General features: G+C 55.4%; 17 protein-coding genes and 1 riboswitch. Of the genes, 8 read left to right on the top strand and 9 right to left on the bottom strand.

The genetic code is table 11. The annotated features are described in order from the left end of the window. The 5 genes from thiS to OGY17_RS06705 form a co-directional block, all read right to left on the bottom strand. Complete coding sequence (thiS, locus tag OGY17_RS06725; RefSeq protein WP_016155307.1) at nucleotides 1-201, bottom strand: sulfur carrier protein ThiS; 201 nt, start codon at nucleotides 199-201, stop codon at nucleotides 1-3. Then, entirely contained in the window at nucleotides 182-940 is a 759-nt protein-coding gene (locus tag OGY17_RS06720; protein ID WP_003826902.1) for a HesA/MoeB/ThiF family protein, read from the bottom strand. Before OGY17_RS06720 ends, thiS begins: the two co-directional genes overlap by 20 nt. Next, nucleotides 933-1,568, bottom strand: coding sequence for a thiamine phosphate synthase (thiE, locus tag OGY17_RS06715; RefSeq protein ID WP_191215256.1), 636 nt, complete (start codon nucleotides 1,566-1,568; stop codon nucleotides 933-935). Before thiE ends, OGY17_RS06720 begins: the two co-directional genes overlap by 8 nt. Beyond that, a complete protein-coding gene (thiC, locus tag OGY17_RS06710; protein ID WP_008787115.1) occupies nucleotides 1,568-3,466 on the bottom strand; it encodes a phosphomethylpyrimidine synthase ThiC in 1,899 nt (632 codons plus the stop codon). Before thiC ends, thiE begins: the two co-directional genes overlap by 1 nt. A gap of 83 nt (nucleotides 3,467-3,549) precedes the next feature. Further along, nucleotides 3,550-3,672: riboswitch (TPP riboswitch) on the bottom strand. Nucleotides 3,673-3,722: 50 nt separating this feature from the next. Then, nucleotides 3,723-4,211, bottom strand: a complete 489-nt coding sequence (locus OGY17_RS06705) for an Rsd/AlgQ family anti-sigma factor (RefSeq protein WP_003826892.1) — start codon at nucleotides 4,209-4,211, stop codon at nucleotides 3,723-3,725. Nucleotides 4,212-4,307: 96 nt separating this feature from the next. Here OGY17_RS06705 and nudC point away from each other — a divergent pair, with 96 nt between their 5' ends. The 6 genes from nudC (at nucleotide 4,308) to OGY17_RS06675 (ending at nucleotide 8,673) form a co-directional block, all read left to right on the top strand. Further along, the gene (nudC, locus tag OGY17_RS06700; protein ID WP_003033074.1) at nucleotides 4,308-5,081 is read left to right on the top strand and encodes an NAD(+) diphosphatase; all 774 of its coding nucleotides are present in this window, start codon (nucleotides 4,308-4,310) and stop codon (nucleotides 5,079-5,081) included. Nucleotides 5,082-5,131: 50 nt separating this feature from the next. Next, complete coding sequence (hemE, locus tag OGY17_RS06695; protein WP_008787114.1) at nucleotides 5,132-6,196, top strand: uroporphyrinogen decarboxylase; 1,065 nt, start codon at nucleotides 5,132-5,134, stop codon at nucleotides 6,194-6,196. A gap of 9 nt (nucleotides 6,197-6,205) precedes the next feature. Continuing rightward, complete coding sequence (nfi, locus tag OGY17_RS06690; RefSeq protein ID WP_286606719.1) at nucleotides 6,206-6,886, top strand: deoxyribonuclease V; 681 nt, start codon at nucleotides 6,206-6,208, stop codon at nucleotides 6,884-6,886. 33 nt (nucleotides 6,887-6,919) lie between these two features. Continuing rightward, complete coding sequence (locus OGY17_RS06685; RefSeq protein ID WP_008787112.1) at nucleotides 6,920-7,510, top strand: YjaG family protein; 591 nt, start codon at nucleotides 6,920-6,922, stop codon at nucleotides 7,508-7,510. Nucleotides 7,511-7,696: 186 nt separating this feature from the next. Continuing rightward, nucleotides 7,697-7,969: a nucleoid-associated protein HU-alpha gene (gene hupA / locus OGY17_RS06680; RefSeq protein WP_001044509.1), complete on the top strand. Its 273-nt coding sequence runs from the start codon at nucleotides 7,697-7,699 to the stop codon at nucleotides 7,967-7,969. A gap of 11 nt (nucleotides 7,970-7,980) precedes the next feature. Further along, complete coding sequence (locus tag OGY17_RS06675) at nucleotides 7,981-8,673, top strand: DUF1481 domain-containing protein (RefSeq protein WP_032945667.1); 693 nt, start codon at nucleotides 7,981-7,983, stop codon at nucleotides 8,671-8,673. Nucleotides 8,674-8,734: 61 nt separating this feature from the next. Here OGY17_RS06675 and zraP read toward each other — a convergent pair whose 3' ends face one another. Next, a complete protein-coding gene (gene zraP / locus OGY17_RS06670) occupies nucleotides 8,735-9,178 on the bottom strand; it encodes a zinc resistance sensor/chaperone ZraP (protein ID WP_008787110.1) in 444 nt (147 codons plus the stop codon). Continuing rightward, nucleotides 9,175-9,384, bottom strand: coding sequence for a hypothetical protein (locus OGY17_RS06665; RefSeq protein WP_008787108.1), 210 nt, complete (start codon nucleotides 9,382-9,384; stop codon nucleotides 9,175-9,177). The genes zraP and OGY17_RS06665 overlap by 4 nt, the downstream gene beginning before the upstream one ends. 57 nt (nucleotides 9,385-9,441) lie before the next feature. Between OGY17_RS06665 and zraS the strand changes: the two genes are divergently transcribed. Both zraS and zraR read left to right on the top strand, forming a co-directional pair. Next, nucleotides 9,442-10,827 (top strand): two-component system sensor histidine kinase ZraS, encoded by a 1,386-nt coding sequence (zraS, locus tag OGY17_RS06660; RefSeq protein WP_020996081.1) that lies wholly within the window; start codon nucleotides 9,442-9,444, stop codon nucleotides 10,825-10,827. A gap of 5 nt (nucleotides 10,828-10,832) precedes the next feature. Then, nucleotides 10,833-12,158, top strand: a complete 1,326-nt coding sequence (gene zraR, locus OGY17_RS06655; RefSeq protein ID WP_008787107.1) for a sigma-54-dependent response regulator transcription factor ZraR — start codon at nucleotides 10,833-10,835, stop codon at nucleotides 12,156-12,158. Here the strand turns inward: zraR and purD are convergent. Then, nucleotides 12,155-13,444: a phosphoribosylamine--glycine ligase gene (gene purD, locus OGY17_RS06650; RefSeq protein WP_008787106.1), complete on the bottom strand. Its 1,290-nt coding sequence runs from the start codon at nucleotides 13,442-13,444 to the stop codon at nucleotides 12,155-12,157. The two genes, zraR and purD, sit on opposite strands and share 4 nt — an antisense overlap. Nucleotides 13,445-13,459: 15 nt before the next feature. Next, complete coding sequence (gene purH, locus OGY17_RS06645) at nucleotides 13,460-15,049, bottom strand: bifunctional phosphoribosylaminoimidazolecarboxamide formyltransferase/IMP cyclohydrolase (protein ID WP_008787105.1); 1,590 nt, start codon at nucleotides 15,047-15,049, stop codon at nucleotides 13,460-13,462. Nucleotides 15,050-15,390: the final 341 nt, after the last annotated feature.

Raw genomic sequence — 15,390 nt, 5'->3', positions numbered from 1 at the left:
TCAACCCCCTGCAATAACCTGAAAAAGCAGGATCTGGTCGCCTTCCTGCACGATTTGCTGCTCCCACTGCTCGCGCGGGAGGATCTGCTGATTGAGCGCCAGCGCCGCGCCCGGTTTAAGCTGATTAAGCGCAGTGAGCAGCCCACTGACGGTTTGTCCTTCGGCGCACTGCATCGGCTCATCATTGAACTGAATCTGCATGTTGCCCTCCGCATACCGGGCAGCCGCTGGCGCGTCGTAGTGCGAAGCTGCGCCACTGGCTGGTTTTACCGTCAAACAGGCGTAGCTCTCCGCTGGGCGTCTCAATACCGCTGAGCAATTTAATCGCTTCCAACGCCTGCAAGGTGCCCATCACGCCCACAACCGGTCCGACGATACCGGCGGTACGGCAGTTGCGTTCGGGCTCTACATCGTCCGGCCACAGGCAGCGGTAACATCCTTGTTCCCACGGGGGCGTCAGCACCATCAGTTGGCCGCCAAAGCCGACGGCGCTGGCGGTGACGAGCGGGGTGTTGAGCGTTACGCAGGCGGCGTTAATTTCCTGGCGCGTGGCCATGTTATCGGTACAGTCGAGCACCACATCGGCACGCGCTACCGCATGCCGAAGCGCATCGCCTTTCAGTCGCTGCTGGAGCGATACCAGTTCGATATCCGGGTTGAGCCGCGTCAGGCGCTGCTGGGCAACCTGCGATTTTGAACGTGCGATATCATCAGTGGTAAACAGGATCTGGCGCTGCAGGTTGCTCAGATGAATGTCGTCATCGTCTACCAGCGTCAGTTTTCCGATGCCTGCTCCCGCCAGATACAGCGCGGCAGGCGAACCTAACCCGCCTAAACCGACAATCAGCACATGGCTATCGAGTAGCTTTTGCTGGCCTTCAATGGCGATATCGCCGAGCAGGATCTGTCGGCTGTAACGCATAAAGTCGCGGTCATTCATCGCCCACTCCCGCGATATCCAGTAGTTGGGCCGTGGCGACCTGCCAGTCAGCCGCCTGGGTAATGGCGCTGACCACGGCAATGCTGCCGACGCCGGTCGCCAGTACTGCCGGGGCGCGCTCAAGGCTGATACCGCCAATGGCGACGGTCGGGTAATCCGCTAATCGTTCAATATGGTTTGCCAGTTGCGTGAGTCCCTGCGGGGCTGAAGGCATCTGTTTGGTTTGCGTGGGGAAAACATGACCCAGCGCGATATAAGAAGGCTTGGCGGCGAGCGCGACGTCGATCTCCATATCATCGTGAGTGGAGATCCCCAGGCGTAGCCCCGCCGCCTGAATCGCCTTCAGGTCGGTGGTTTCAAGGTCTTCCTGGCCCAGATGTACGCCGTAAGCGCGGTGCTTAATTGCCAGACGCCAGTAGTCGTTGATAAACAGACGGGCGTTATAGCGACGCCCCAGTTCAATGGCGGCCATAACGTCGGTTTCGACCTCTTCATCACGCTTATCTTTAATGCGCAGTTGGATCGTGCGTACACCCGCCTGCAGCAAACGTTCAATCCATTGCACGCTGTCTACCACCGGGTAAAGCCCGAGGCGAAACGGCACGGTCGGGAAATCAGGCTGGTACATTACGCCTCCTCTTTTTTGAGGTAAATTTCGCCGCCTTTGGCGCGGAAGTTCTCCGACATATCTGCCATGCCGACTTCAATCGTTTGTGCAGCAGCGTAGTCGCGAACCTCCTGGCTGATTTTCATCGAGCAGAACTTCGGCCCGCACATGGAGCAGAAGTGGGCGACCTTACCGGATTCCTGTGGCAGGGTTTCATCGTGGTAGGCGCGGGCGGTGAACGGGTCGAGCGCGAGGTTAAACTGGTCTTCCCAGCGGAATTCGAAGCGCGCTTTCGACATGGCGTTATCGCGGATCTGCGCGCCCGGATGACCTTTTGCTAAGTCAGCTGCATGGGCGGCAATCTTGTAGGTAATCAACCCTTGTTTAACATCTTCTTTGTTCGGCAGGCCGAGGTGCTCTTTTGGCGTGACGTAGCACAGCATCGCGCAGCCAAACCAACCGATCATCGCCGCACCGATCCCGGAAGTAAAGTGGTCGTAGCCCGGTGCGATATCGGTGGTCAACGGTCCTAAAGTGTAGAACGGTGCTTCATGGCAGTGCTCCAGCTCTTCGGTCATGTTGCGCTGGATCATATGCATGGGCACATGACCTGGACCTTCTATCATCACCTGCACGTCGTATTCCCAGGCGATTTTGGTCAGCTCGCCCAGCGTATGCAGCTCGGAGAACTGCGCTTCGTCGTTCGCATCCTGAATTGAACCCGGGCGCAGGCCGTCACCCAGCGACAAAGAGACGTCGTAGGCGGCGCAGATTTCGCAAATCTCGCGGAAATGTTCGTACAGGAAGTTCTCTTTGTGATGAGAAAGGCACCATTTCGCCATAATTGAACCGCCGCGTGAGACAATGCCGGTCAGGCGTTTGGCAGTCATCGGCACGTAGCGCAGCAGCACGCCCGCGTGAATGGTGAAGTAGTCGACGCCCTGTTCGGCCTGCTCCAGCAGCGTGTCGCGGAAGGCTTCCCAGGTGAGATCTTCGGCGATCCCGTTGACCTTCTCCAGCGCCTGGTAGATCGGCACAGTACCGATCGGTACCGGACTGTTACGCAGGATCCACTCGCGGGTTTCGTGGATATAGCGACCGGTGGAGAGATCCATCACCGTGTCCGCGCCCCAGCGCGTCGACCACACCAGCTTCTCTACCTCCTCTTCAATGGAGGAGGTGACGGCAGAGTTACCGATGTTGGCGTTAACCTTCACCAGGAAGTTGCGACCGATAATCATCGGCTCGGATTCCGGGTGGTTGATGTTGGCAGGAATAATCGCACGGCCCGCGGCCACTTCATCACGCACGAATTCCGGCGTGATGTTTTCCGGCAGGCGTGCACCATAGTTCATCCCCGGATGCTGGTGACGCAGCACTTCACTGCGAATGCGCTCGCGGCCCATGTTTTCACGGATGGCGATGAACTCCATCTCCGGGGTCACTATTCCCTGGCGGGCGTAGTGCAGTTGGGTGACTCGCTTACCCGCTTTGGCGCGCTTTGGCGTCAGCAGGCCGGTGAAACGCAGCTCGTCCAGGCCATCGTCGGCCAGACGTTCTTTGGTATAAGCGGAACTCCGGTCGTCTAATTCTTCGCTATCGTTACGCGCCGCAATCCACGGCTGGCGCAGCTTTGCCAGACCCTGCTGGACGTTAATCGCCACGTCAGGATCGCCATACGGTCCGGAGGTGTCGTATACCGGAACGGCTTCGTTCTCTTCGAACTGCGGGTTGTCTTTGCTACCGCCAGTCAGCGTTGGGCTGAGCTGAATTTCGCGCATCGGAATGCGAATATCCGGCTGCGAACCGGTAATATAAATGCGTTTTGAGTTAGGGAAGGCGGTCCCTTCCAGGGTATCGATAAAGTGTTGGGCTTGAGCGCGCTGTTCGCGGCGTGATGGTTTAGTAGTGGCAGACATAGCTCATTCCAAATAAAAGTAAGGATATGGCTTGTCAGACGACGGATGAAGCAAGAGAGAAGCTCGCCCGGGGGCGATGCTATTGTAGATTGACTCTTGTTCCCTTCGCAGGTTTTAACCTGATCAGGTTCCGCGGATCCCGAATTAACGGTCTCAGCCTTTTCCACTCATGCTGCTGTGGAAAATAAGCACTCCGACAAGAAGTAACCTCAGTAAAGAGGTAATGAATGTAAACTACGCGTTAATGCCGCAAATCTCAAGCATGACGTTTGAGAGTGCTACTCTCGTGCATCGCGTCAAATACCAGCATGATCAGCTTATCTTCCAGCACGAATCGGGCTTCCAGTGCCTCGCCGAGATCCGATAAAACCTGTTGAAATTCAAGGAAGTTATCATGATCAATCGCCGTTTCCAGGCTGGAGTCATAGTAGTCCATGATCAGCTGCGTATTGGCTTCCAGCAGCGGCCAAATTTTTGTGGCTTTTAAAAGCTGCCCGTTCCCTTCCAATTTATGGAGAATACGTTCATAAATACTGAAGTGTCCGGTGGAGAGGTAATCGACCAGGCTCTGACAAAAATCATCCAGCGCCTTTTCATTGAGTCGCATGTACGATTCTTTGCCAGGCTTAATGCCAACCAGATTGTAGTAAGCCACGAGCAGGTGCTTACGTACATGTAGCCAGCGATCAACCAGTTTATTACTTCCTCCGACGTGCTCCGTCAGGCTTTCCAGCTGGTTTAGCATGATTGACTCCGCAAGATGGTGTTTAGGAACTGCTCACCCGTAAATGTAAAAATAATGTAAACAACATGCCTGTGAAGCAAAGGTTGCGCAAGAGATATGGATCGTATAATTGAAAAATTAGATAGCGGCTGGTGGATCGTCAGTCATGAGCAAAAGTTATGGTTACCTCATGGCGAGCTACCTTATGGCGACGCAGCCCGTTTTGATCTGATTGGTCAGCGCGCGCTGCCAATAGGCGAGTGGGAAGGGGAGACTGTCTGGCTGGTGCAGCAGCAGCGTCGACACGATATGGGGTCGGTGCGCCAGGTCATTGACCAGGATGTTGGCTTGTTTCAACTGGCCGGACGCGGCGTACAGCTGGCGGAGTTCTATCGCTCGCATAAATTCTGCGGCTACTGCGGCCATCCCATGCACCCGAGTAAAACAGAGTGGGCGATGCTCTGTAGCCACTGCCGTGAACGTTATTACCCACAAATTGCCCCGTGCATAATCGTCGCTATTCGCCGAGATGATTCCATCCTGCTTGCCCAACATGTTCGCCATCGTAACGGCGTGCATACCGTACTGGCGGGTTTTGTCGAAGTAGGTGAGACCTTAGAACAGGCGGTGGCGCGTGAAGTCATGGAAGAAAGCGGCATCAAGGTGAAAAACCTGCGCTATGTCACTTCTCAGCCATGGCCGTTCCCGCAGTCTTTGATGACCGCATTTATGGCGGAGTATGATAGCGGCGAAATCGTCATCGATCCGAAAGAGCTGCTGGAAGCGAACTGGTATCGCTATGACGACTTACCGCTCTTACCCCCGCCGGGTACTGTCGCGCGTCGATTGATTGAAGACACTGTGGCAATGTGTCGGGCTGAGTACGAGTAAAGAGCGAGTGGTGATACACTGATGGACTGACGCAATAAGGAACTGCAAAAATGACCGAACTGAAGAACGATCGTTATCTGCGTGCGCTGCTGCGCCAGCCCGTTGATGTCACTCCGGTATGGATGATGCGCCAGGCAGGCCGCTATTTACCGGAATACAAAGCTACCCGTGCCGAAGCGGGCGATTTTATGGCGCTGTGCAAAAATGCCGAGCTGGCCTGCGAAGTCACGCTGCAGCCGCTGCGTCGCTATAAACTTGATGCCGCGATCCTCTTCTCGGATATCCTGACGATCCCGGATGCGATGGGACTCGGGCTGTATTTTGAAGCAGGAGAAGGCCCACGCTTCACCTCTCCGATTACCAGCAAGGCTGATGTCGACAAACTGCCGATCCCGGACCCGGAAGATGGGCTGGGGTACGTGATGAACGCGGTGCGCACTATCCGCCGTGAACTGAAAGGCGAAGTGCCGCTGATCGGCTTCTCCGGTAGCCCGTGGACGCTGGCGACCTACATGGTTGAAGGCGGCAGCAGCAAAGCCTTCACCGTGATTAAAAAGATGATGTACGCCGACCCTAAAGTTCTGCATCTGCTGCTTGATAAGCTGGCGAAGAGCGTCACGCTGTACCTGAACGCGCAGATCAAAGCGGGCGCGCAGTCGGTGATGATTTTCGACACCTGGGGTGGCGTGCTGACCGGTCGCGACTATCAGCAGTTCTCTTTGTACTACATGCACAAAATCGTTGATGGCCTGCTGCGCGAGAACGAAGGTCGTCGCGTACCGGTGACGCTGTTTACCAAAGGCGGTGGTCAGTGGCTGGAAGCGATGGCGGAAACCGGCTGTGATGCGTTAGGTCTCGACTGGACCACTGACATTGCCGATGCGCGTCGTCGTGTAGGTCATAAAGTGGCGCTCCAGGGCAATATGGATCCGTCCATGCTGTATGCGCCGCCAGCCCGCATCGAAGAAGAAGTGGCGACAATTCTGGCCGGATTCGGTCAGGGTGAAGGGCATGTCTTTAACCTGGGCCACGGCATTCATCAGGACGTCCCGCCAGAACATGCGGGTGTCTTTGTGGAGGCGGTACATCGGTTGTCCGAACAGTACCACCGCTAAGGAGTTATCATGGATCTCGCGTCATTACGCGCGCAGCAGCTTGAACTGGCTTCTTCAGTGATCCGCGAGGATCGTCTGAAGAACGATCCGCCGGATCTGATCGGCGGGGCGGACGTTGGGTTTGAGCAGGGTGGCGAAGTGACGCGAGCCGCGATGGTCTTACTGAAGTATCCCACGCTTGAACTGGTCGAATACAAGGTGGCGCGTATCGCCACCACCATGCCCTACATTCCCGGTTTTCTCTCCTTTCGTGAAACTCCTGCGCTGATGGCCGCCTGGCAACTGCTCTCGCACAAGCCAGATCTGCTGTTCGTTGACGGGCATGGCATTTCTCACCCGCGTCGTCTGGGCGTGGCCAGCCATTTTGGTCTGCTGGTGGATGTCCCGACGATCGGCGTGGCGAAAAAGCGGCTGTGCGGCAAGTTTGAACCGCTCGCTGCTGAACCTGGTGCGCTAGCGCCGTTGCTGGATAAAGGCGAACAACTGGCATGGGTCTGGCGCAGCAAATCGCGCTGTAACCCGTTGTTTATTTCTACGGGTCACCGCGTGAGTATGGACAGCGCACTGGCGTGGGTTCAACGCTGTATGAACGGCTATCGTTTGCCGGAACCAACACGCTGGGCAGATGCGGTGGCATCCGAACGCCCGGCTTTTACTCGGCTTGCAGCAAAAACGCCCTATATCGGGTAAACTGCGGCTAATTTCCGTATTTGAGAACTCATCATGTTACAAAATCCGATTCACCTGCGTCTGGAGAAGCTGGAAAGCTGGCAGCACGTCACGTTTATGGCCTGTCTGTGCGAACGCATGTACCCAAACTACGCCATGTTCTGCAAGCAAACTGAATTTGGCGATGGACAGATTTACCGCCGAATTCTGGATCTGATTTGGGAAGCGCTGACGGTTAAAGACGCGAAAATCAATTTCGACAGCCAGCTGGAAAAATTTGAAGAGGCCATTCCTTCTGCAGACGATTACGATCTGTACGGTGTTTATCCGGCGATTGATGCCTGTGTAGCATTAAGCGAGCTGATGCATTCGCGTCTTAGCGGTGAAACGCTGGAGCATGCAATCGAAGTGAGTAAGGCTTCGATTACGACGGTTGCGATGCTGGAAATGACTCAGGCTGGTCGTGAAATGACCGATGAAGAGCTCAAAGATAACCCTGCCGTTGAGCAAGAATGGGATATTCAGTGGGAAATTTTCCGACTTTTAGCCGACTGTGAAGAACGCGATATTGAGCTGATAAAAGGGCTGCGTGCAGACCTGCGCGAGGCTGGCGAGAGCAATATTGGTATAAATTTTCAGCAATGACACCACAAAACGTGATTTAACGCCTGATTTGTCGTGCCTGAAGGCTTCCCATCCGCCCCCGGTCTGGTCTACATTTGGGGGGCGAAAAAAAGTGGCTATCGGTGCGTGTATGCAGGAGAGTGCTTTTCTGGCATTTCCGTCGCACTCGATGCTTAGCAAGCGATAAACACATTGTAAGGATAACTTATGAACAAGACTCAACTGATTGATGTAATTGCAGACAAAGCAGAACTGTCTAAAACACAGGCTAAAGCTGCTCTGGAATCCACTCTGGCTGCTATTACTGAGTCTCTGAAAGAAGGCGATGCTGTACAACTGGTTGGTTTCGGTACCTTCAAAGTGAACCACCGTGCTGAGCGCACTGGCCGCAACCCGCAGACCGGTAAAGAAATCAAAATCGCCGCAGCTAACGTACCGGCATTTGTTTCTGGTAAAGCACTGAAAGACGCGGTTAAGTAATTCGCGTGGCAGTGAACAGTTTTAACGAAGGGGCGGTTTCGCCCCTTTTGTCCATCTGGCGTCATACGCTTTGGCTTTCAGGTGTTCTGTTACTGTCTGCCTGCGGTAGCCATTCTGAGCTTCCTCCTTTCACGGCCAGCGGCTATGTTGGCGATCAGGGGGCGGTACGCATTTGGCGTAAAGACTCCGGTGACGATGTTCACTTGCTCTCGGTATTTAGTCCGTGGCGTAAAGGCGAAACCACTACCAGTGAATACCGCTGGCAGGGTGATTCGCTCTCTCTGATAGAACTCAACGTTTACAGTAAACCGGCTGAACATGTCCGTATACGCTTCGATGACCGGGGCGAACTGAGCTTCATGCAGCGTGAAGTCGATGGGCAAAAGCAGCAGCTTTCCAGCGATCAAATCGCGCTTTACCGCTATCGAGCCGATCAAATTCGCCAGACCAGCGATGCGCTGCGTCAGGGGCGGGTGATATTGCGTCAGGGACGTTGGCATGCGGATAACACGGTCACAACCTGTGAAGGTGAAACGCTGAAGCCAGACCTGGAGTCGTGGGCGATAAACCATATCGAGCGCCGCCAGAGACATTCATCCGTAGAGGTGAGTGTGGCATGGCTGGAAGCGCCCGAAGGGTCGCAGCTACTGCTGGTCGCCAATGAAGATTTTTGTCACTGGCAGCCTACAGCCAAAACTTTCTGAAAACCTGAATACAGGAAATCAGCAGGCCTGATCCGTATATCGTCATCAGGCATTAAGTCTTTTACCAGTGGCCCATTCCCATATGACCGCCGCCGCGATGGTTACCGCCACCGCCGCATCCGCCGTAGCCCATTCCCGCGCCACGTGGCACGCCAGCCTGCGCCATTGCGACATCACGTTTAACGCGCTGCTCGTCCAGAGACTGATTCAACGCTTCCATCTCTTTTGCAACGGCGTTAATTTTTGCCGTGTCCGGCGAGCTGGCCGTTAATAGTGCATTGTACTCATAACGTTTGGATGTCAGCTGTTGGCGCAACGCGCTGGTCTGGGAATAATAATCATCATAGATTTTCTGTGCGGCAGCCTGCTGCTCAGCGGTCATTGGCGTACCGCCCCGTTGCTGCATTCCGTCGCCATATCTCCAGTGATTCTGTGCCAGTACCGGGGTGGAGCCAAGTGCGATAAGAGAAAGTGCAATCAGTGCCAGTTTGTTGTTCCGTTTCATCGTTCGTTCTCCTGTTGGTTACTTACATTCCCTTTTGCATCTTCCGTGCCAAAGCGGCAATCCCAGTCCTGCGGGCGTTGTACCCGCCGTCTTTGCAGGGAAACGAGTAAAAATGACTCGCCAGAACGCGTCAGCGAGTCATTTTTACCCGTTACTTTCAGCTGTTTGTGTCTGAGGGCAGGGTTATCAGGGGGAAAAAATGGCATGATTTCTGCTGTATACCTGCAACGATGAAAGGAACAAGCGGGGTGAAGGGAGAGCGTATGCGTCTTTATAAGGATACGGTGGCAAAGTGGTTGAGCCGACTCTTGCTGGCGGCAATCCTGGTTTTGGTCGGCTGGTTTTCGATTATGACCATTCGGGACTATGGGCGGGAAAGTGGTGCCGCGCGGCAAACGCTACTGGAAAAAGGCAGCGTGCTCATTCGCGCTCTGGAGTCTGGTACGCGCGTAGGCATGGGGATGCGCATGCATCATGCTCAGCAGCAGACGCTACTGGAGGAAATGGCTGTACAGCCTGGCGTGCTATGGTTTGCTGTCGTCGATGAGCATGGTGTCATTATTACCCACAGCAATTCCGCGATGGTCGGCAAAACGCTCTATTCATCGGATGTCCTGCGACAGCTTAGTCCTGGGGAGCAAGAAAGCTGGCGGAATATTGAAATTCCAGCGAGGGATGGTGAAAAAACGCCAGCACTGGAAATTTATCGCCAGTTTCAGCCGATGTATGGTCCAGGACGCCACGGCATGGCGCGCTGTGCCAGTAATGACGGGCAGCTTATCACCCCAGCACAAACCATATTTATCGCCTTTGATGCCAGCGATTTGACAGCGACTCAGGCAAGGGAGTGGCGTAATACACTGATAGTCCTCTCTGCGCTGGCGGCTGTGTTGCTGGCCACCGTGCTGACGTTCTTCTGGTATCAGCGCTATCAGCGCTCGTACAAAGAACTCCAGGATGCGATGAAGCGTAAAGAAAAACTGTTAGCACTCGGTCATCTTGCGGCTGGGGTGGCACATGAAATTCGTAACCCGCTTTCATCGATCAAAGGGTTAGCGAAGTATTTTGCCGAGCGAACCCCGGCAGGAGGCGAGTCGCACGAGTTGGCACAGGTGATGGCGAAAGAGGCGGATCGTTTAAATCGGGTGGTGAGCGAGTTGCTGGAGCTGGTGAAACCTGCACATCTGACGCTGCAAAAGGTGGATCTCAATGAGGTTATCACCCACTCATTACACCTGGTGAGTCAGGATGCGGCAAGCCGGGAAATCCAGCTCCGCTTTTCGGCCAATTCTACGCTGCCCGCTATCCAGGCCGATCCCGACCGACTGACTCAGGTTTTGTTGAATCTGTATCTGAACGCCATTCATGCGATTGGTCGTCAGGGCACGATCACGGTTGAAGCGAATGAAAGCAGCGGCGAACGCGTTAAAATTGTGGTTACCGATAGTGGGAAGGGGATTGCGGCGGAACAGCTGGAGGCCATTTTTACGCCTTACTTTACGACCAAAGCTGACGGAACCGGCCTCGGGCTGGCGGTAGTGCAGAACATTATCGAACAGCACGGTGGCACCATTCAGGTGGCAAGCGTTGAGGGCAAAGGCGCGACCTTTACCCTTTGGCTGCCGACCAAAGCGAAACAACAGGATTAACAAGGATGACGCGCGGAAAAATCAATATTCTGGTGGTAGATGACGATATCAGCCACTGCACCATTTTACAGGCGCTGCTGCGCGGCTGGGGTTATGAGGTCGCGCTGGCCTATAGCGGGCGAGCGGCGCTGGAACAGGTGCGCGAACGCGTATTTGATTTAGTGCTGTGTGATGTACGCATGGCGGAGATGGACGGCATCGCAACGCTGAAAGAGATTAAAGCGCTGAATCCGGCGATTCCAGTCTTGATCATGACGGCGTTCTCCAGCGTGGAGACTGCCGTTGGAGCGCTTAAAACCGGGGCGCTGGACTACTTAATCAAGCCGCTGGATTTTGACCGTCTGCAGGAGACGCTGGAAAAGGCGCTGGCGCATACGCGGGAAACGGGCGCTGAACTGCCATCGGCGTCGGCTGCGCAGTTTGGCATGATTGGCAGCAGTCCGGCGATGCAGCAGTTGCTCAATGAAATCGCGATGGTTGCGCCCTCGGATGCGACGGTGCTTATTCACGGAGACTCCGGCACGGGGAAAGAGCTGGTGGCCCGGGCGCTACATGCCAGCAGCGCCCGTCGCGATAAACCGCTGGTGACGCTCAACTGCGCGGCGCTTAATGAATCGCTGCTGGAGTCCGAACTTTTTGGCCACGAAAAAGGCGCGTTTACCGGGGCGGATAAACGGCGGGAAGGTCGCTTTGTGGAAGCCGATGGCGGCACGTTATTTCTTGATGAAATCGGTGATATTTCACCGCTGATGCAGGTGCGTCTGCTGCGGGCTATCCAGGAGCGCGAAGTGCAGCGGGTTGGCAGCAACCAGACTATTGCGGTTGATGTCCGGCTGATCGCCGCCACGCATCGTAATCTGGCCGAGGAAGTCAGTGCCGGGCGCTTTCGTCAGGATCTCTACTATCGCCTGAACGTCGTCACCATTGAAATGCCAGCGCTGTGCCAGCGCCGGGAAGATATTCCGCTGTTAGCCGAACATTTTCTCCAGCGTTTTGCCGCGCGTAACCGTAAAGCGGTGAAAGGCTTTACTCCGCAGGCGATGGATCTGCTGATCCACTACGACTGGCCGGGCAATATTCGTGAGCTGGAAAATGCGATTGAGCGCTCGGTGGTACTGCTGACGGGAGAATATATTTCCGAACGCGAGCTGCCGATGGCGATTGCCGCGACGCCGATAAAAACGGAATTCAGTGGCGAGATCCAACCGCTGGTGGATGTCGAAAAAGAGGTGATTCTGGCGGCGCTGGAAAAAACGGGCGGCAATAAAACGGAAGCCGCCCGTCAGTTAGGCATTACGCGTAAAACGCTGCTGGCGAAAATTTCGCGTTAGCGTTGCTCGCGTTCAATGGCGCGCCAGCCGATGTCGTTACGGCTGAAGCTGCCATCCCAGCGGATGTCGGTCATCAGGGCGTAAGCGCGTTTCTGCGCTTCAGCCACAGTATGACCCAGGGCGGTGGCGCACAGCACGCGACCGCCGCTGGTCAGCACACGGTCATCGTCAGCGAGTTTGGTGCCCGCATGGAACACTTTTCCGTCTTCTACTTCTTCCAGCGGCAGACCGTGGATCTCATCTCCGGTGTTGTAGTTGCCCGGATAACCTCCGGCAGCAATGACGACACCCAGCGAGGCGCGTTCGTCCCACTCGGAGGTTTTCTCATCCAGCTTGCCGTCGCAGGCGGCCAGGCAAAGCTCCACCAGGTCCGATTTCATGCGTAGCATGATCGGCTGGGTTTCCGGGTCGCCGAAACGGCAGTTGAACTCGATAACCTTCGGATTGCCCTGTTTGTCGATCATCAGACCCGCGTACAGGAAACCGATGTAGGTATTCCCTTCCGCCGCCATACCTTTTACGGTTGGCCAAATAATGCGTTCCATGGTGCGCTGATGCACTTCATCAGTGACCACCGGCGCTGGTGAGTAAGCACCCATACCGCCGGTATTCGGGCCAGTGTCGCCGTTGCCTACGCGTTTGTGGTCCTGGCTGGTGGCCATCGGCAGCACGTGCTCGCCGTCGACCATTACGATAAAGCTCGCTTCTTCGCCGTCGAGGAACTCTTCGATCACGATACGGTGGCCCGCATCGCCAAAAGCGTTACCTGCCAGCATGTCATGAACGGCGGCTTCTGCTTCCTCCAGCGTCATCGCCACGATAACGCCTTTACCAGCAGCCAGGCCGTCAGCTTTGATGACGATCGGCGCGCCTTTCTCACGCAGATAGGCCAACGCTGGCTCAATCTCAGTGAAGTTCTGATATTCCGCCGTCGGGATCTGGTGACGGGCGAGGAAATCTTTGGTGAAGGCTTTGGAGCCTTCCAGCTGCGCAGCACCTTCGGTTGGCCCGAAGATCTTCAGGCCAGCGGCGCGGAACGCATCGACCACGCCAATCACCAGCGGCGCTTCCGGGCCGACGATGGTCAGGTCAATTTTCTCGTTCTGGGCAAAGCTCAGCAGAGCTGGAATATCGGTGACGCCGATAGCCACGTTCTGCAACGCGGGCTCCAGTGCGGTACCGGCGTTACCCGGTGCGACAAAAACGGTATCAACCAGCGGGGACTGTGCGGCTTTCCAGGCCAGGGCGTGCTCGCGCCCGCCGTTGCCAATCACTAATATTTTCATCGTCTGCTCCGTGGATTAATGGCGGAAGTGGCGCATGTCGGTAAAGATCATCGCGATACCGTGTTCATCGGCAGCGGCAATGACTTCGTCATCACGGATAGAACCACCAGGCTGGATAACGCAGCTCACGCCAACGGCGGCGGCAGCATCAATACCATCGCGGAACGGGAAGAAGGCGTCAGAGGCCATGGCGGAGCCTTTCACTTCCAGACCTTCGTCAGCCGCTTTAATCCCGGCGATCTTTGCGGAGTACACGCGGCTCATCTGGCCTGCGCCTATGCCGATAGTCATGTTCTCTTTGGCATAAACAATGGCGTTGGATTTCACGAACTTGGCGACTTTCCAGCAGAACAGCGCATCGCGCAGCTCTTGCTCGGTCGGCTGACGTTTGGACACCACGCGCAGTTCGCCTTCGCTCACCATCCCCAGATCCCTGTCCTGAACCAGCAAACCGCCGTTAACGCGTTTGAAGTCCAGGCCCGGTACACGTTGTGCCCACTGACCGCAGGTCAGAACGCGAACGTTCTGTTTGGCGGCGGTGATTTTCAGTGCGTCTTCGGTTGCGGACGGGGCGATGATCACTTCCACGAACTGACGGGAGATAATTGCCTGCGCGGTTTCGGCATCCAGTTCGCGGTTGAAAGCGATGATGCCGCCGAACGCGGAGGTCGGGTCGGTTTTATAGGCGCGGTCGTAAGCGTCGAGAATAGAGGTACTTACCGCCACGCCGCACGGGTTAGCGTGCTTAACGATCACACAGGCTGGCTCGCTGAACTCTTTCACGCACTCCAGCGCCGCGTCGGTATCTGCGATGTTGTTGTAGGAAAGCGCTTTGCCCTGTACCTGCTGCGCGGTGGCAACGGACGCTTCTTTAACATTCTCTTCTATATAGAAGGCAGCCTGCTGGTGGCTGTTCTCGCCGTAGCGCATATCCTGCTTCTTAATGAAGTTCAGGTTCAGCGTACGCGGGAAACGACCGGCGGCCTCTTTGCTCTCACCGTGGTAAGCCGGAACCATGCTGCCGAAGTAGTTGGCAATCATGCTGTCGTAGGCGGCGGTGTGTTCGAAGGCTTTAATCGCGAGGTCAAAGCGGGTTTCCAGAGTCAGGGAGCCTTCGTTGGCATCCATCTCTTTAATAATGGCGTCGTAGTCGCTGCTCTTCACAACGATCGCTACGTCTTTATGGTTCTTGGCAGCGGAACGCACCATGGTCGGGCCGCCGATATCAATGTTCTCTACCGCATCTTCCAGCGAGCAGCCTTCACGGGCGACGGTCTCGGCGAATGGATACAGGTTTACAACCACCATATCGATAGGGGCGATACCGTGCTGTTCCATAATTCCGTCATCCTGACCGCGACGACCAAGAATGCCGCCGTGGACTTTCGGATGCAGGGTCTTCACGCGTCCATCCATCATTTCCGGGAAGCCGGTGTAATCGGAAACTTCGGTCACTGGCAGACCTTTCTCCGCTAACAGGCGCGCAGTGCCACCTGTAGACAGCAGCTCCACACCACGTGCGGAAAGTGCCTGAGCGAATTCGATGATACCGGCCTTGTCAGAAACACTGAGCAGAGCGCGGCGGACTGGACGACGTTGTTGCATGGTAAATCCCCTGGATTTGACTATTACAGAGAGCGTTAGGTGAATTCTTGGCTAAAAACTCAGCTAACGCCCCTTACGGGGCATCCTTGTTTTGCGGGGGCATTGTAACGAAAACGTTTGCGCAACGCTCGCGAATTTTTAAATTTCGATTTTGACCTCTTCTTTTTCTGTTGAAGGAGGCTGATATAACGAGTGGATCGTAGAAACGATCGTGTGGTTTGTGGATAACTCTGTGTGTAAATGGGTATAAGGCGGGGTTTCGCTGTGGAATGCAGCAGTCAGTCATTTTTCTGTCATTTAAGGGTTGCGGGCCGCAGGAAACTCCCTATAATGCGCCTCCA

The organism is Citrobacter sp. Cpo126, from assembly GCF_030332445.1.
GTDB lineage: Bacteria > Pseudomonadota > Gammaproteobacteria > Enterobacterales > Enterobacteriaceae > Citrobacter > Citrobacter portucalensis.
Note: the sequence above shows the minus strand (reverse complement) of the source record. Positions and strands in the feature narration are given on the sequence as shown.

Bases quoted from the DNA above. Each gene is read 5' to 3' on its own strand.
- thiS (WP_016155307.1), bottom strand. From the start codon at position 201: ATGCAGATTCAGTTCAATGATGAGCCGATGCAGTGCGCCGAAGGACAA.
- OGY17_RS06720 (WP_003826902.1), bottom strand. From the start codon at position 940: ATGAATGACCGCGACTTTATGCGTTACAGCCGACAGATCCTGCTCGGC.
- thiE (WP_191215256.1), bottom strand. From the start codon at position 1,568: ATGTACCAGCCTGATTTCCCGACCGTGCCGTTTCGCCTCGGGCTTTAC.
- thiC (WP_008787115.1), bottom strand. From the start codon at position 3,466: ATGTCTGCCACTACTAAACCATCACGCCGCGAACAGCGCGCTCAAGCC.
- OGY17_RS06705 (WP_003826892.1), bottom strand. From the start codon at position 4,211: ATGCTAAACCAGCTGGAAAGCCTGACGGAGCACGTCGGAGGAAGTAAT.
- nudC (WP_003033074.1), top strand. From the start codon at position 4,308: ATGGATCGTATAATTGAAAAATTAGATAGCGGCTGGTGGATCGTCAGT.
- hemE (WP_008787114.1), top strand. From the start codon at position 5,132: ATGACCGAACTGAAGAACGATCGTTATCTGCGTGCGCTGCTGCGCCAG.
- nfi (WP_286606719.1), top strand. From the start codon at position 6,206: ATGGATCTCGCGTCATTACGCGCGCAGCAGCTTGAACTGGCTTCTTCA.
- OGY17_RS06685 (WP_008787112.1), top strand. From the start codon at position 6,920: ATGTTACAAAATCCGATTCACCTGCGTCTGGAGAAGCTGGAAAGCTGG.
- hupA (WP_001044509.1), top strand. From the start codon at position 7,697: ATGAACAAGACTCAACTGATTGATGTAATTGCAGACAAAGCAGAACTG.
- zraP (WP_008787110.1), bottom strand. From the start codon at position 9,178: ATGAAACGGAACAACAAACTGGCACTGATTGCACTTTCTCTTATCGCA.
- OGY17_RS06665 (WP_008787108.1), bottom strand. From the start codon at position 9,384: ATGCCATTTTTTCCCCCTGATAACCCTGCCCTCAGACACAAACAGCTG.
- zraS (WP_020996081.1), top strand. From the start codon at position 9,442: ATGCGTCTTTATAAGGATACGGTGGCAAAGTGGTTGAGCCGACTCTTG.
- zraR (WP_008787107.1), top strand. From the start codon at position 10,833: ATGACGCGCGGAAAAATCAATATTCTGGTGGTAGATGACGATATCAGC.
- purD (WP_008787106.1), bottom strand. From the start codon at position 13,444: ATGAAAATATTAGTGATTGGCAACGGCGGGCGCGAGCACGCCCTGGCC.
- purH (WP_008787105.1), bottom strand. From the start codon at position 15,049: ATGCAACAACGTCGTCCAGTCCGCCGCGCTCTGCTCAGTGTTTCTGAC.